This is a genomic window from Nocardioides sambongensis (assembly GCF_006494815.1).
In the GTDB taxonomy this organism is placed as follows: Bacteria; Actinomycetota; Actinomycetes; order Propionibacteriales; family Nocardioidaceae; genus Nocardioides; species Nocardioides sambongensis.
This window is the reverse complement of record NZ_CP041091.1, coordinates 3,780,777-3,795,830: the sequence shown is the minus strand read 5'-3', so window position 1 is coordinate 3,795,830 and position 15,054 is coordinate 3,780,777. Positions and strand designations below refer to the sequence as shown.

The window sequence follows — 15,054 nt, the reverse complement described above, 5'->3', positions numbered from 1 at the left end:
CCGGCACCGCCGGGGCCGTGTGCCGCTGCGCACCGGACCCTAGCGCGATCCTCTGCCCCGCGTCACTCCGCGTCGGCGCGGTCGCCGCCCGCTGACGGCGGCCGCTCGACCGCGGCGACCGCGCGCTCCACGGTGTGGTGGATGTTCTGCTCCTCGATCACGTCGGTGACCCCGTTGGCGCTCATCAGCGCCCACACCGGACCGGTCGGGTCCGCGATGATCAGACCGACGCCGCGGGTGCGCAACCGGCGGCAGAGGTCGACGAGGCTCGCCATCCCGGTGGTGTCCACCTCGCTGATCGTGCTGAAGTCCAGGATCACCGAGTGCGGCGCCGTCTGCGCGGTCGAGACGGCGGCGTCCACGTCGTCGGCGAACGTCTCCGCGTTGGCGAAGACCAGCGGTGCGTCGAAGCGGTAGATCAGGACGCCGGGCAACCGGCGGGCGGACGGGTCGCGCAGCAGGTCCCGGTAGTCCCCGTCCCCGGTCCGGCCGAGCTCGGCCACGTGCGGGTGGTCGATGCGGTGGATCAGCAGTGCGAAGCTCAGACCGACCCCGACCAGCACACCGGCCGGGATCCCGATCAGCACCACGCCGAGGAGCGCGCCGAGGGCGAGGATCAGCTCGTTGCGGTGACCGCGCCAGAGCTTGCGTGGACCGGAGGGGTCCAGCATCCCCGAGACCGCGTGGATCACGATCGCGGCCAGCACGGGCTCCGGCAGGTCGCGGAAGAGGCCGGCGGCGAAGAGCACGGTCGGGACGACCAGGATCGCGGTGGTGACCAGCACGATCGGCGTACGTCCGCCGGCCTCCTCGGCGGCGGCCGACTTCGAGAGGCTGCCGGTGACGGTGAATCCCTGGAGCAGCCCGGCGCCCACGTTCGCCATCCCGTAGCCGATCATCTCCTGGTTGGCGTCGACCCGGTAGCCGCCCTTGGCCCCGTAGGCCTTGGCGATCGCCACCGACTGGGAGAAGCCGACCAGGACGATGGCGAGCGCACCGGGCACGAGGTCCCAGACCAGGTCGAGGTCGACGCCGCTCCAGGCGACGAGATCGAAGCCGAGCGGGATGTCGCCGACCACCTCGACGCCGTCGTCGGTGAGCCCCAGGACCTGCACCGCGACGATGCCCGCCGCGGCGACGATCAGGGCGCCGGGCAACCGCGGGGCGAATCGGGCCAGCAGGAAGAGGGCGGCGAGCGCGACCCCGCCGGTCAGGACCGTGGCGCCCTGCCAGGAGCCGAGGTCGGCCACCGTGCGGAGAGCGATCATGACGGTGTTGCCGTCGGGCTTGTCGATGCCGACCAGCTTGGGCAGCTGGCCGATCGCGATGAACAGGCCCAGCCCGATGATGAAGCCGTCCAGCACCGGTTTGGCGAAGAACCGCGCCACGAACCCCAGCCGCAGCAGACCGAACAGGATGTAGATCGCCCCGACCAGCAGGGCGAGCACCGCCGTGGCCACGATGACCCGGTCGGGGTCCGCACCCACCCCACGGCCGCGACGGCGACCGCCGAGATCGAGGCGACCGTCGCGCTCGGACCGACGAAGAGCTGCCGGCAGGAGCCGAACAGGGCGTAGCCGAGCAGCGCCAGCGGCAGGGTGTAGAGCCCGTACTGGACCGGCACGCCGGCGATCGCGGCGTACGCCATGGACTCGGGGACCGCCAGGGCCCAGACGGTGACGCCCGCGATCACGTCGCGCGGCAACCACGCACGGCGGTAGGCCGGGAGCCAGCCGAGCACCGGCACCAGACGCGCCGCGCCATCGCGAAGGCGCCGGCGGTGGATGGTCGCGTCGGTCACCCGGCGACCTCCTCGGAGTCCTGTTGCCCGCACCGGTCTGCGGACCGGCACACCAACCCTAGGGCCATCGTGGCCGCCGACGGGAGGGTCCCGTGGCGGTGACGGACGTGCCGAGCGGTCGGCCGCGGAGGTCCTATGCTCGTGCCGTCGCCGCCGGCAGCCCGCGCCGGGCGTGGTCGGTGGGCACGACGTCTTCCGATGACAGGGGAACCGATGACGAGGTTGTCGCGACCGCCGGAGCCGACCGGGATCGCCCGGTTCGTGCCCGCCATCGACGCCACCCGGAACTACCGCCGCTCGTTCCTCCGCCCGGACATCCTGGCGGCGCTGACGGCCTGGGCGATGGTCGTCCCGGAGGGGATCGGCTATGCCTCGATCGCCGGGATGCCGCCCGAGGCCGCCCTGTACGCGGCGGTGCTGGGCACCGCGGTCTACTTCCTGTTCGGCACCTCCCACGAGGTGACCGTGGGGCCCAGCTCCGCCCTGGCCATCATGTCGGCCGCCACTGTCGCCGGGCTGGGCCTCGGCGACAACAGCGCCGACTGGATCGCGGCGACCAGCGCACTCGCCGTCATCGTCGGGGTGATGGCGCTCGCCGCGGGCCTGCTGCGGCTCGGCACGATCAACAACTTCATCTCCAAGCCGGTCCTGGACGGATTCGTGGCCGGCCTGGCGCTCAACATCATCATCGGCCAGGTGCCGAAGCTCCTCGGCTTCGGCATCGACGGTGACCTGAACTTCTTCGAGAGCGTGGTCGAGGTGGTCCGCGGCCTCGACCAGACCGACGGTCTGACCTTCCTGATCGGAGCCGGGTCGTACCTCGTCCTGGCCGTCCTTCGCCGCGTCTCCCCCAAGATCCCGGCCGCCCTGGTCGTGGTCGCGATCAGCGTGCTGCTGGTCTTCCTGTTCGACCTGGACGACCACGGGGTCGCCGTCATCGGCGAGGTGCCGTCGGGGTTCCCCACGCTCGACGTCCCCGACGTCGACCTGGGTCTGATCGGCCAGCTCCTGCCGGGCGCGTTCGGGATGATGGTGGTCGCCTACGCCGAGACGTTGTCGGGCGGCCGGACGTTCGCCGCCCGGCGGCACTACCGCATCGACCCCGACCAGGAGTTCGTCGCGCTCGGCGGCGCCAACATCGCCGCCGGACTGTTCGGCGGCTTCACCGTCAACGGCAGCCTGTCCCGCACCAAGCTCAAGTTCGACGTCGGGGTCAAGACGCAGTACTCCACCCTGTTCACCGGCGTGGCGGTGGCGGTCACGCTGATCGCGCTGACCTGGTTCTTCGAGGACCTGGCCGACGCCACCATCGCCGCCATCGTGATCCACGCCGTCGGCTCCCTGGTGCGACCGCGGATGTGGCCGCGGCTGTGGCGCACGGCCCGCTTCGAGTTCTGGGCCGCCCTGGCCGCGGCGCTGGTCACGATGACCCTCGGCGAGGTCCAGGGGCTCTTCTTCGGTGTGGTCGTCGCGGTCTTCATGGTGACCGCCCGGGCGGCTCAGTCGCCGGTGGTCGAGCTCGGGTACCTCGCGGACAGCGACGCCTACGTGGAGCGCGATGCCGCTCCCGACGCGCAGCGGGTGCCCGGGGTCGTCGTACTGCGGTCCGCGGCGTCGCCCTCGTTCGCCAACACCTCGGAGTTCCACGACGCGGTGATCGGGGCCGTCTACGCGGCCGACCCGACCCCGGACGCCGTGGTGCTCGACTGCGACACCGTCAGCACCCTCGACGTCACCGCCACCGACGGCATCGAGCAGCTGGTCGACGAGCTCACCACGCTCGGGGTGGCCCTCCACCTGGCACGGGTCAGCCCGACCGTCCTCGCCGAGCTGCGCGAGCGCGGCCTCGACGCACTGACCCGCCCCGAGGTGGTCCACGTGACCGTCCGCGAGGCGGTGCGGGCCGCTCGGTCATCGGTCCGCACCGATCCCCCGAGGGTGACGGCACCCGGAGCTGATCGGCGGAGCTCAGGGGTGGGCGGTGTCGTCAGGTCCCGCTCCGGAGGACGCCTGGACCTCGGCGCGGATCTCCAGCTCGCGGGCGTGTCGGGGGAAGAACAGGAGGACCAGGGCGGAGCCGACCAGGACGGCGGCGATCCCCGCCAGGTAGGCGCGCTCGTCCCCGGCGAGGAACGAGGCCCGTGCGGCCGCCTCGATCTGGTCGGCATGGTCCGGATAGCGGGCCGCGATCGCCTGGGCACCGGCGAACGACTTCTCCAGCGTCGCCTGGGTGTCGGCGGTGACCTCCTTCGACGAGCCGGCGATCGCGTCGGCCATCGACGTGGCATACCCGGCGGCGAGCAGTGCGCCCAGGACGGACTGCATCACCGCACCGCCCAGGTCGCGCTGGAGGTCGGCTGTCGCCGAGGCCATCCCCGCCCGCGACTGCGGCACGGAGCCGGTCAGCGAGTTCGACGCCGGGGTCCCGGACAGGCCCACTCCGATGCCCACCAGTGCGTAGCCGAGGGCGACCGGCCAGTAGCTGATGTCCTCCTTCCAAAGGAGCAGCATCACCAGGAAGCCGAGCAGCACGAAGCCGTAGCCGGTCAGCATCGTCGCGCGTGACCCGATCCGCTCGACCAGGTGCGCGGACCGGGGCGCGATGAGCACCATCAGGACCGCCGCCGGGAGGATCGCGGCGCCGGACTGGGTGCTGCTGTAGCCGAGGACGTTCTGCATGAACTGCTGACCGATGTACATCGCGCCCATCAGGGCGCCGAAGATGATCAGGCCGGCGCACCCGGCGACCCAGAAGGTGGGGCGGGCGGCGAGCACCAGGTCGTACAAGGGGTGCGGGACGCGGCGCTGCCGCAGCACGAACCAGACCCCGGCGCCCAGCGCGGTCGCGAACAGGATCGCGGCCGTCGGTCCGCTGTCGGGCGCGGCGAGCAGGTTGATCCCGAGCACCAGGGCACCCACCATCAGCACCGAGACGATCCCGCTGAGGTTGTCGACCGGCTCGGTGCTCTCGTTGACGTGCGCGGGCACCAGCCGCCACGCCATCACCAGCGCCACCACGGCCAGCGGGAGGGTGAGCAGGAAGACCGAGCCCCACCAGAAGTGGGTGACCGACCATCCGGCCGCCAGGGGCCCGAGCACGGCGAACGCCGCGCCGATGCCGGACCACAGCGCGATCGCCCGGGTCCGCGCGGGGCCCACCCAGAGCGCGGAGATCAGGGCCAGGGTCGTCGGGAAGGCCATGCCGGCGCAGAGTCCCCCGCCCAGCCGGGCGACGAAGAGGACCTCGGTGGACGGCGCCCACGCCGCCACCAGGCTGAACGGGATCGTGGCGCCGGTGCCGATGAGCAGCATCCGGCGACGCCCGTAGCGGTCGCCGATCGCGCCGAAGTAGAGGACCGAGGCCGCCAGCCCCAGCGAATAGCCGACGGCGACCAGGTTGAGCTGCACCTGGGAGGCGTCGAGGGCACGGCCGATCGAGGGGAGCGCGACGTTCGCCACCGACAGGTTCAGGTTGGCCACCGCAGCGATCAGGATCAGCGAGAAGAGCACCGACCCCGTCGCGGAGCCGCTCGCCGCCGGCCCGTCGGACTGCCGTCGGAGGTCTGCCACACCGCCGACCCTAGTACGACGACAACCCCACGGCCCTCGTCAGCGGAAGGCGGCCTCGCCGGTCAGCGCCCGCCCGATCACCAGCTGGTGCACCTCGCTGGTCCCCTCGTAGGTCAACACCGACTCCAGGTTGTTGGCGTGCCGCATCACCGGATATTCCAGCGTGATCCCGGCGGCGCCGAGGATGGTGCGGCACTCCCGCGCGATCGCGATCGCCTCGCGGACGCTGTTCAGCTTGCCCAGGCTGACCTGCTCGGGCCGCAGCGCTCCGGCGTCCTTGAGCCGTCCGAGGTGCAGGGCGAGCAGCATGCCCTTCCCGAGCTCGAGGCTCATGTCCGCGAGCTTGGCCTGGGTGAGCTGGTACGACGACAGCGGCCGGTCGAAGATGTCGCGCTGGCCGGCGTACGCGAGGGCCGTGTCGAGGCAGTCGCGGGCCGCGCCGAGGGCGCCGAAGACGATGCCGAACCGTGCCTCGTTCAGGCACGACAGCGGCCCCGTGAGGCCGCGCACCTCGGGGAACGCGGCGGCGGCGGGCAGGCGGACCCCCTCGAGCACCAGCTCGCTGGTGACCGAGGCCCGCAGCGACATCTTCTTCTTGATCTCCGGCGCGGAGAAGCCGGGGGTGTCGGTGGGCACGACGAAGCCGCGGATCCCCTCCTCGGTCTGCGCCCACACCACCGCGATGTCGGCGACCGACCCGTTGGTGATCCACATCTTGGTGCCGTCGAGCACCCAGCCGTCGCCGTCGCGCACGGCGCGGGTGCGCATGCCCGCCGGGTCGGAGCCGAAGTCCGGCTCGGTCAGGCCGAAGCAGCCGATCGCCTCGCCCGCGGCCATCCGGGGCAGCCAGGTCTCGCGCTGCTCCTCCGAGCCCCACCGCCGGATGGCGAACATCGCCAGCGAACCCTGCACCGAGACCAGGGAGCGCAGGCCGGAATCGGCGGCCTCCAGCTCCAGGCAGGCCAGCCCGTACGCCGTGGCGCTGGTGCCGGCGCACCCGTAGCCCTCGAGGTGCATCCCGAGCACACCCAGCTCGCCGAGCGCGGGCGCCAGCTCCCGGACCGGGATGGTGGCGGACTCGTACCAGTCGGCGAGGTGCGGCCTGACCTTCGCCTCGAGGAAGGAGCGGACGGTGTCGCGCATCGCGACCTCCTCCTCGGTCAGGAGGTGGTCGACGTCGAAGAGCTCGAGGGGGGTGCGTGGCATTGGGGTCACTTCCTGGTCGGGTGGCCGGAGGGTCGGACCGGTGGTCCGATCATGGCGCCGAGTCCTCGTGTCGGCAACGCGCCCGGCCTCGGCGTCCGCCCCCGCTCCCTCACCGAGTGGGCGCGTCCTCCGGAGCTCTTGACCACCGGCGCCGATCCCGGTCGGATGGCAGCATGAGCCAGCACCCGAAGGATCCCGTCAGCTCGATCGTCAGCCAGCACGCCGCGGCCTCCGCCGCGCTTCCGTTCCACGACACCACCGACTTCGAGGACGCCCAGCGCGGCCTGATCGGCACCGCCGAGACCTGCGTCGTGCGGGACGCGGACGGCCGCGTGGTCTGGGACAACGACTCCTACGCGTTCCTGGGTGGCGACGCGCCCGACACGGTGCATCCGAGCCTGTGGCGGCAGTCCACCCTCACCTCGATGCAGGGCCTCTACGAGGTGATCCCCGACCTCGTCTACCAGGTCCGCGGCTTCGACGCCTCGAACCTCACCCTGATCGAGGGCGACTCGGGAGTGATCGCGGTGGACCCGCTGGTCTCGGCCGAGACCGCCGCGGCGGCCCTCGCCCTCTATCGCCAGCACCGCGGCGAGCGCCCGGTGACCGGTGTCGTCTACACCCACTGCCACGCCGACCACTACGGCGGCGTGCGCGGCGTGACCAGTCAGGAGGACGTGGACGCCGGCCGCTGCCCGGTGGTCGCTCCTGAGGGATTCGTCGAGCACCTGGTCACCGAGTGGGTCTACGCCGGCGGGGCGATGGCCCGCCGGATCGCGTACATGTACGGCACGGTGCTCGAACGCAGTCCCCGCGGCCAGGTCGGCGTCGGCCTGGGGCAGACCAACTCCACCGGCGCGATCACGCTGGTGACCCCCACGATCGAGATCACCGAGACCGGTCAGGAGCACACCATCGACGGCCTGCGGATGGTGTTCCAGCTCGCGCCGGGCACGGAGGCCCCGGCGGAGATGCACTTCTTCCTGCCCGAGCACCGGGCGCTGTGCGTGGCCGAGAACGCCACCCACACCCAGCACAACCTGCTGACGCTGCGCGGCGCGGAGGTGCGGGACGCGCACGCCTGGGCCCACTACCTCCAGGAGATGATCGACCTCTTCGGGCACCAGGCCGACACCATCTTCTCCCCGCACCACTGGCCGATGTGGGGCAACGAGCGGATCGTGGAGTTCCTCTCGCTGCAGCGCGATCTCTACGCGTTCATGCACGACCAGACGCTGCGCCTGCTGAACAAGGGGTTCATCGGGTCCGAGATCGCCGAGATGATGGAGCTCCCTCCGGCCCTGGAGAACGCATGGCACGCGCGCGGCTACTACGGATCGGTCAGCCACAACGTGAAGGCGATCTACCAGCGCTACATGGGCTGGTTCGACGGCAACCCGGCCCACCTCTGGCAGCATCCGCCCGAGGAGCAGGGCAAGCGGTACGTGGAGTACATGGGCGGGGCCGCCGCCGTACTCGACCGGGCCCGGCAGTCCTTCGCCGACGGTGACCTGCGCTGGGTCGCGGAGGTGGTCAGCCACGTCGTGTACGCCGAGCCGGACAACGCGGATGCCAAGGAACTGCTCGCCGACGCCCTGGAGCAGCTCGGCTACGGCTCGGAGAACGGCACCTGGCGCAACGTCTACCTCGCCGGCGCCCACGAGCTGCGGCACGGCAACTTCGGCACCCCCGTCTCCAGCAGGTCGGCCGACACCCTGGCGCAGCTGACACCGCCGCAGATCTTCGACGCGATCGCCTGCCAGATCGACGGCCCGGGGTCCTGGCACGACACCATCAACCTCGACGTGGTGCTGCCGGATGCTGACACCACCTACCGGGTGCTGCTGCGCAACGGGGTGCTCACCCACACCGCCGCCGGTGCCGCGAGCCCTGCGGACGTGACCCTCACCGTCCCCGCACCGCAGCTCTTCGCCGCGCTCACCGCGGCCGATCCGACGACGGCCGGCGCGCAACTCTCCGGCGACGTCGAGGCGCTGAACCGGCTCCGGGGCTACATCGACGCCCCCGACCCGGACTTCGCGATCGTCACGCCGTGACACACGGGTGCGGTGGCGGCGGGGCTAGCCCGCCGTCATCGCACCGATCGCCCCGGTCACGTAGGGCACCAGCCAGATCGACCAGACGACCAGGCTGAGGCGGTGGAAGCTCGCCTTCTCGGTGTCCCGGTCGCGGACCAGGACGACGACCGCCCAGACCAGATGGATCGCCATCAGCGCGATCGCCAGCCCGCCGGTCCAGATCATGATCGTGTCGAACCCGCTCGCGGGGCCGTCGGACTCGTCGGCGATCCGGCTCATCAGGTAGGTCCCGGTCGCGTCGCACAGCAGACCGACGGCGAAGGCCGCGGCGTGCCACCGCTTCAGGGTCCCCTGCAGCCGCTCGGCCCAGACACCGATCGTGTAGAAGACGAGCGCCAACGTGATGACAACGATCGCGAGCGCGAGCATCGGCTCCTCCTGGTCCGCCGGCCGGCGCCGGGCCGGATGCGGTCAGCATGGCACCCGGCGCGGCAGAACGGCGTCCGACCCACCTTGTGTGGCAGGCACGCGACCGGACAGAGTGCCCACTTGTGACCGAGCACGTCGACGTGGTGATCGTCGGTGGCGGCCAGGCCGGGCTCGCCACCGGCTTCTACCTGCGCCGCGCGGGGCTGCGGCCCGGCACCGACGTCGTGATCCTGGACGGCTCCACCGAGCCGGGTGGCGCCTGGGCCTGGATGTGGGACGGCCTGCGCACCTTCTCGCCGGCCTCGTTCTCCTCGCTCCCGGGCTGGATGATGCCCGCCTGGGACGAGACCGTGCGCGGCTACCCCACCCGCCAGCACGTGGTGGACTACCTGACCCGCTACGAGCAGCGCTACGACCTCGAGGTCCGGCGCGGCCACCGCGTCCGCTCCGTGGAGCGCTCCGTGGAGCGCACCGGCGCCGGCGCCTCGGGGCGGCTGACGATCCACACCGACACCACCACCTTCGCGGCCACCGCGGTGGTCTCCGTGACGGGGACCTGGCAGCGGCCGTTCTGGCCCAGCTTTCCCGGGGCGCGGGACTTCCGCGGGCGACAGCTGCACGCCGCCGACTACCAGCGCCCCGAGGAGTTCACCGACCAGCACGTGGTCGTCGTCGGAGGCGGCAACTCGGCCGCACAGATCCTCGCTGAGATCTCCACGGTCGCCGGCACCACCTGGGTCACCCAGCGTCCACCGCGGTTCCTCGCCGACGACGTCGACGGCCGGGCGCTGTTCCTGGCGGCCCGCCAGCGCATCCAGGCCCTGGCAGCGGGACGGGATCATCCCGGTGTCGGCGGCCTCGGCGACATCGTGATGATCGACTCCGTCAAGGAGGCCCGCGGCCGCGGCGTCCTCGACGCCCGTCCTGTCTTCCAGCGCCTCACCGCCGACGGCATCGCCTGGGCCGACGGCACCGAGCAGCGGGCGGACGCCGTGGTGTGGTGCACCGGGTTCCGTCCCGAGCTGCGCCACCTCCGGCCGCTGCACCTCGAGTCCCGCGCGGGCATCCCCCTGGTCGGCGGACCGTCCGGCACCCAGGCGGTCTCCGAGCCCCGCCTCCACCTCGTCGGGTACGGCGACTGGACCGGCCCCGCCTCGGCCACCCTCGCGGGGGTCGGCCCGTCGGCGCGGGCGGCCGCGGCCGAGATCGCCGCGCGCACGTCCTAGACCTGGATCGACTTGATCTCGGTGAACTCCTCGAGCCCGTAGCGGCCGAGCTCGCGGCCGTAGCCGGACTTCTTGAAGCCGCCGAAGGGCGCGTGCACGTTGAACGCCGCCCCGTTGACGTCGACCTGCCCGGTGCGCAGTCGGCGGGCGAACGCGACGCCGGTCTCCGTGTCGGCCGCCCACACCGCTCCGGCAAGGCCGTAGTCGCTGTCGTTGGCCAACCGTGCGGCATCGTCGTCGCCCCCGTGCCCGAGCACCACCAGGACCGGACCGAACACCTCGTCCCGGACGATCTCGTCGTCCTCGTCCACGTCGGTGACGATGAGCGGCGGATGAAAGTAACCCCGGTCGGGCACCGGGCGGGCACCCAGGACGCGCGCCCCGCCCGCGCGGGCGCGGGCCACCATGCCCTCGACCTGTGCCTGCTGCCGCGCGGACGCCAACGGCCCGAGGGCGACGCCGGGGCGCGTCGGGTCGCCGACCTCCAGCGCGCCGGTGTGCTCGACGGCCAGCTCCACCGCTTCCTCCAGGCGTGCCACCGGGACCAGCAGCCGGGTCCAGGCACTGCAGGTCTGTCCGGAGTTGAGCATCGCCATGTCGACGGTGGTGCGCACGGCCGTGGCGAGGTCGGCCCCGTCCAGCACCACACTGGCCGACTTGCCGCCCAGCTCCAGGCAGACCCGCTTGATCGTCGCGGCCGCGGCGGCTGCGACGTGCGCCCCCACCGCGGTGGAGCCGGTGAACGACACCAGATCCACCTCCGGATGGGTCACCAGCCGCTCGCCGACCTCGTCACCGCGGCCGGGCACCAGGTTGAACACGCCCCGGGGCAGCTGAGCGGCCTCGGCGGCGTCGGCGAGCAGGTACGCCGACAGCGGGGTCAGCTCGGCGGGCTTCGCCACGACGGTGCAACCCGCCGCGACGGCGGCGACCGCCTTCAGGACCAGCTGGTAGAAGGGGTAGTTCCAGGGTGTGATGGAGGCGACCACACCCACCGGCTCCCGCACGATGATGGAGTTGCCGATCCGCTCGACGGGTTCGGGTCCCTCGAGCTCGTCGAGCGTGGTGCGCATGATCTCCAGCGCCAGGTCCACGTGCGCCTCCCGCGCCACGTCGACAGGCGCTCCGACCTCGAGCACCGTGGCCTCCACGAGCATCTCGCGGCGCAGCTCGACCTCGGACTGCCAACGTCGCAGCACGGCCAGCCGGTCGGGTCGATCCCGCGCGGCCCAGGGGTCGAACGCGGTCCGAGCCGCTCGCACCGCCGCCTCGACCGTCCCGTCGTCGCAGCGGGCGGAGCGTCCGAACGCCTGACGCGTCGCCGGGTCCTCGATCTCGTCGGTCTGCGCGGCGATCCGCCAGCTGCCGTCGATGAACGCAGCGTCGCGCTGCCAGAGCGACCGGGTCGGGTCGGCGCCGAGGCTCGCGTCGGCGGCCGCACGCGCGCCGACGGTCTCCGTCCCGGTGCTCACGCCTGCTCCGGGTCCATGATCACCAGGGCGTCGACCGCGACCACGCCGCTCGGCGAGGCCCGCAGCGGGTTCACCTCGATCTCGCTGACCCCCGGCCACCCACCGAGCTGGGAGATCGCCGCGATGGTGCGCGCGAGAGCGTCGATGTCGACGCTCGGCCGTCCGCGCCAACCGGTCAGCACGCGGTGGCTGGTCAGCCGGGCCACCATGGTGCAGGCGGTGTCGACGGTGACCGGCGCGAGCTCGAGCACCGTGTCGCGCCACAGCTCGGCCTCGGTCCCGCCGGCCCCCACCAGGACGACCGGTCCGAACGTCGGGTCCGTGCGCACGCCGGCGATCACCTCCACGGCGTGGTCGCTGCGGTCCATCTCCTCCAGCACATAGGCGCCGTCACCGAGCCGGGCACGCATCCTCTCCAGCTCCGCCACGGCGGCCTCAGCATCCTCGATGCCCACCACCACCGCGCCGTGCTCGGTCTTGTGCTCGATCCAGTCCGCCTTCAGCACCCACGGCGCCGACAGCTGACGCGCCGCCGCCCGTACGTCGTCGGGGACACGCACCTCGACCGCCTCCGGGAAGTCGACACCGACGCTGCGCAGCAGCGCCCGGGCGCCGAGGTACCCGGTCGCCGGTCGTGGTGTCCGCTGCGGCAGCTCGGACGGCGGCACCTCACGTTCGTCACGCCCGATCAGCGCCGCGCCCGCCAGCGCGCCGAGGGCGCACTCGACGCTCGAGAAGACCGGCAGGCCCAGCTCACGGGCGCGGTCGAGGCTGGACGAGCCCGCACACATCGAGTGCAGGACGACCGGCTTCCCCCAGGCGGCGACCGCGGTGGCGAGCATCTCCACCACGTCCCGCTCCCGCGCCGCCTGGTCGGGGGTGTCGACGGCGTAGCTCCCGAAGTAGCCGGTGAGGAGCACGGCGTCGACGTCGGCGTCCTGGAGGCAGGTCTCGACGACGCGGGCGTAGACCTCGATGTCCTGCTCGCCGGCACCGGCCAGGTCGATCGGATTGGCGACGCCGGCATCGGCGGGCAGCAGCGAGGCGATGACGCCCCGGCGGTCACTCCCGAACGGCAGCACCCGCAGGCCGGCCGCTTCGGCGACGTCCGCCGCGATCGCGCCCTGCCCACCGCTGTCGCTGACCACCGCGACGCGACCGCCGGTGGGCAACGGCGCCTGGCTGAGCAGCACGGCCAGATCCACGGCCTGGGACGGGGTGGCCACGCGCAGCGCACCCGCGGCACGGCAGGCGGCGTCGACCACGTCCGTGCTCGAGGTCATCGATCCGGTGTGGGACGCCGCGGCGGTCCGACTCGCTCCGCTCGCCCCGACCGTGAGGACGATGGTGTGCTTGCCGGCCGCGCGCATCCGTCGTACGGCAGCGATGACGGCGGCGCCGTCGCCGAAGCTCTCGGCATAGAGGATGGCCACGCGGGTGCGGTCGTGGTCGGCGAGGGCGGCGAGCGCCTCGGCCGCACTGACGTCGACCTGGTTGCCGACCGACACGAAACGTGAGACGCCGTCACCCCGTTGGGCCGCCAGCTCGGCGATCTCCGACCCGAGCTGACCGCTCTGCGAGATGACGCCGATGTGCCCGGGATGGAACTCGCCCCAGGCGAGGTGGAGGTCGGTCTGGACGTCGACCACGCCCAGGCAGTTGGGCCCGATCAGCCGGGCGCCGGCAGCACGGATCCGCGCCGCCAGCTCGCGCTCCGCACCGCTCCGGCCGATCGCGCGATCGATGCCGGCGGTGATACCGACGAACCCCGTCGCTCCACGCTCCAGGGCCTCGTCCACCACGTCGGGGACCATCGCCGCCGGCACTGCGAGGACGACCAGGCCGAGCGGACCGTCGATCTCGGCCAGCGAGCGCACCGTCGCCGTACCCGCGACGTCGGCCCCACGGCGGTTGACCAGGTGCACGGCCCGGCGCTGGGCGCCACGCAGCGCGCCGCGGGCCAGGAAGTAGCCCCACTTCGACGGGTCGGCAGAGGCGCCGACCACCGTGACGGCCTCGGGATCCCAGAGGGGATCGAGGCCGGCGGGCGTCGAAGCGCGCGTCAGCTGCGTCGTCATCACTTGGCGATCGAGCGCGAGATGATGAGCTTCTGGATGTCGGAGGTGCCCTCCTCGATCTCTTCGAGCTTGGCGTCACGGAGCCAGCGCTCCACCGGGAACTCACGCGAGTAACCCCAGCCGCCGTGGGTGGCCAGTGCGCCCGACGCGACGAAGGTTGCGTTCTCCGACGCCACGAGCTTGGCGATCGCCGCCTCCTGCGTGGCCGACACGCCCTGGTCGAACAGACCCGCTGCCCGCATGGTGAGCAGGTGCGAGGTGTCCACCTTCGCCGCCATCTCGGCCAGTCGGAAGGCCACGGCCTGGTGGTTGATGATCGGAGTGCCGAACTGCTCGCGCTCGTGGGCGTACTGGAGCGCGGTGTCCAGGGCCGCGCGGGCCAAGCCCGTCGCCGAGGCGCCGATCAGGATGCGTGAGGCGTCGAAGGTGTTCATCAGTCCGTAGAAGCCCGCGCCCTCGTCGCCGAGACGGTCCTCGACCGGCACCGCCACGTTGTCGAGGAAGACCTCGGCGTTCACGATGCCCTTCTGCCCGTGCTTGGGCATCGGCTGGCCGACCGTGAGGCCGTCCGCCGAACGCGGCACGATGAAGGCCGTCACCCCGCGCGAGCGCAGCGACGGGTCGACCGTGGCGAAGACGACGAAGTACTGCGCGTACGGGGCGTTCGAGATCCACGTCTTCTGACCGTTGAGCACGTAGTGGTCGCCGTCGCGCACCGCGCGCGTCTGGATGCTGGCGGCGTCCGAGCCGCTGCCGGGCTCCGTCGTCGCCAGTGCCGTGATCGGCGGCTGGTCGGAGCAGAGCAGACCGAGCCACCGCTTCTTCTGCGCGTCGGTGCCGAGGGCCTCGACCGGGCCCGCGAAGAAGCCGTTGGAGGTCAGGAAGTTGCCGATCGAGATGTCGCCGTAGCAGAGCTCCTGCTGGACCAGCGCCTGCGTGGTGAGGTCGGTGATCCCGCCGCCGCCGTACTCCTCGGGGAGCATGTAGTGGGTCAGGCCGATCTCGGCGGCCTTCTCCCAGAGGTCCAGCGGCGACTCGGTGTCCGCCGCGTCGACCTCGGCCGCCCGGGGCGGATCTCCTTGGCCGCGAACTCGCGCGCAAGTCGCACGAACTCCTCCTGCTCGGTGCTTCGGGAGAGTGCGTCGCGGATCGGACGAGACATGGGGCGTGCTCCTCAAGTACGGGGCCGCGTCTTGACTGACGCGTCAGTTATTGCCCTAAGCATGCGTCGAC

At 72.2% G+C, this 15,054-nt stretch carries 9 protein-coding genes and 2 pseudogenes; 3 read left to right on the top strand and 8 right to left on the bottom strand.

Annotated features, from left to right (window positions below):
- Positions 1-62: 62 nt before the first annotated feature.
- A complete protein-coding gene (locus FIV43_RS23300) occupies positions 63-1,487 on the bottom strand; it encodes a SulP family inorganic anion transporter (RefSeq protein WP_269204034.1) in 1,425 nt (474 codons plus the stop codon).
- Positions 1,488-1,549: 62 nt separating this feature from the next.
- A pseudogene (locus FIV43_RS23955) lies at positions 1,550-1,648 on the bottom strand (SulP family inorganic anion transporter); the annotation flags it as partial.
- Positions 1,649-1,936: 288 nt separating this feature from the next.
- Here FIV43_RS23955 and FIV43_RS22775 point away from each other — a divergent pair.
- A pseudogene (locus FIV43_RS22775) lies at positions 1,937-3,601 on the top strand (SulP family inorganic anion transporter); the annotation flags it as partial.
- Between the two features lie 168 nt (positions 3,602-3,769).
- On the opposite strand, the gene FIV43_RS22770 reads toward FIV43_RS22775, so the two are convergent.
- On the bottom strand, positions 3,770-5,371 hold the full coding sequence (locus tag FIV43_RS22770) for an MFS transporter (RefSeq protein WP_231123494.1): 1,602 nt from the start codon (positions 5,369-5,371) through the stop codon (positions 3,770-3,772).
- A gap of 39 nt (positions 5,372-5,410) precedes the next feature.
- Positions 5,411-6,577, bottom strand: a complete 1,167-nt coding sequence (locus FIV43_RS17625) for an acyl-CoA dehydrogenase family protein (RefSeq protein ID WP_141015181.1) — start codon at positions 6,575-6,577, stop codon at positions 5,411-5,413.
- 173 nt (positions 6,578-6,750) lie between these two features.
- Between FIV43_RS17625 and FIV43_RS17620 the strand changes: the two genes are divergently transcribed.
- Positions 6,751-8,634, top strand: a complete 1,884-nt coding sequence (locus tag FIV43_RS17620; protein ID WP_141015180.1) for an alkyl/aryl-sulfatase — start codon at positions 6,751-6,753, stop codon at positions 8,632-8,634.
- 24 nt (positions 8,635-8,658) lie between these two features.
- On the opposite strand, the gene FIV43_RS17615 is transcribed toward FIV43_RS17620, so the two are convergent.
- Positions 8,659-9,045 (bottom strand): HsmA family protein, encoded by a 387-nt coding sequence (locus FIV43_RS17615; RefSeq protein ID WP_141015179.1) that lies wholly within the window; start codon positions 9,043-9,045, stop codon positions 8,659-8,661.
- Between the two features lie 122 nt (positions 9,046-9,167).
- Here FIV43_RS17615 and FIV43_RS17610 point away from each other — a divergent pair, with 122 nt between their 5' ends.
- Positions 9,168-10,271: an ArsO family NAD(P)H-dependent flavin-containing monooxygenase gene (locus tag FIV43_RS17610; protein ID WP_231123493.1), complete on the top strand. Its 1,104-nt coding sequence runs from the start codon at positions 9,168-9,170 to the stop codon at positions 10,269-10,271.
- On the opposite strand, the gene FIV43_RS17605 is transcribed toward FIV43_RS17610, so the two are convergent.
- The 3 genes from FIV43_RS17605 to FIV43_RS17595 are packed head-to-tail and all read right to left on the bottom strand — an operon-like array spanning position 10,268 to position 14,999.
- The gene (locus tag FIV43_RS17605) at positions 10,268-11,743 is read right to left on the bottom strand and encodes an aldehyde dehydrogenase family protein (RefSeq protein ID WP_141015177.1); all 1,476 of its coding nucleotides are present in this window, start codon (positions 11,741-11,743) and stop codon (positions 10,268-10,270) included. The genes FIV43_RS17610 and FIV43_RS17605 overlap by 4 nt on opposite strands.
- A complete protein-coding gene (locus FIV43_RS17600) occupies positions 11,740-13,821 on the bottom strand; it encodes an acetate--CoA ligase family protein (protein WP_141015176.1) in 2,082 nt (693 codons plus the stop codon). Before FIV43_RS17600 ends, FIV43_RS17605 begins: the two co-directional genes overlap by 4 nt.
- Positions 13,821-14,999, bottom strand: coding sequence for an acyl-CoA dehydrogenase family protein (locus FIV43_RS17595; RefSeq protein WP_196780877.1), 1,179 nt, complete (start codon positions 14,997-14,999; stop codon positions 13,821-13,823). Before FIV43_RS17595 ends, FIV43_RS17600 begins: the two co-directional genes overlap by 1 nt.
- Positions 15,000-15,054 lie beyond the last annotated feature (55 nt).

What these genes read in the sequence shown, in the direction of transcription:
- FIV43_RS17625 (WP_141015181.1), bottom strand. Translation starts at nt 6,577, where the DNA reads ATGCCACGCACCCCCCTCGAGCTCTTCGACGTCGACCACCTCCTGACC.
- FIV43_RS17620 (WP_141015180.1), top strand. Translation starts at nt 6,751, where the DNA reads ATGAGCCAGCACCCGAAGGATCCCGTCAGCTCGATCGTCAGCCAGCAC.
- FIV43_RS17615 (WP_141015179.1), bottom strand. Translation starts at nt 9,045, where the DNA reads ATGCTCGCGCTCGCGATCGTTGTCATCACGTTGGCGCTCGTCTTCTAC.
- FIV43_RS17600 (WP_141015176.1), bottom strand. Translation starts at nt 13,821, where the DNA reads ATGACGACGCAGCTGACGCGCGCTTCGACGCCCGCCGGCCTCGATCCC.